Source organism: Yersinia sp. 1252 StPb PI (genome assembly GCF_048593885.1).
Lineage (GTDB): Bacteria > Pseudomonadota > Gammaproteobacteria > Enterobacterales > Enterobacteriaceae > Yersinia > Yersinia enterocolitica_E.
In genome coordinates, this window is record NZ_JAZGQE010000507.1 from 1 (window position 1) to 406 (window position 406).

A 406-nucleotide genomic window follows, 5' to 3' on the forward strand; every position below is an offset into this window, starting at 1 on the left:
GAAAAGAGAGGATACCTAGTAATTCATTGTTATATACGTTCATTTATAAATAGACTCCCAATGTTGAAGCCACCCAATTCTTGGTTCATCTGATAGAATTAAAAAAGCACCAGTAGTCATAGACCTTGGCAATTTATTGTTTTCAACTGTTATTTCACATTTACTAATCAATTCTAGGCAAATAGAGACTGCTGACGATATATGAACTGGATTTATTTCAGAGTAACTTTCCGTGATGTATTTTATTGTATGTTGGGATTCCCACTCGTCAAATAATTTATTGTATATCAAATCCTCTTCTTTCTTTGTCAATTCACCATCACTGAGTAGTTTCTGGATGAATGCTTCTGTTTTTGCCATTTCATTAATGTATTTCATAACGGCATTCGGATTTATTCTTATATCT

The 406-nt window shown here is 32.3% G+C and carries 1 pseudogene; it reads right to left on the reverse strand.

The annotated features are described in order from the left end of the window. Positions 1–39: 39 nt before the first annotated feature. Positions 40–406 (reverse strand): annotated as a pseudogene (locus V2A85_RS24530) (hypothetical protein); the annotation flags it as partial.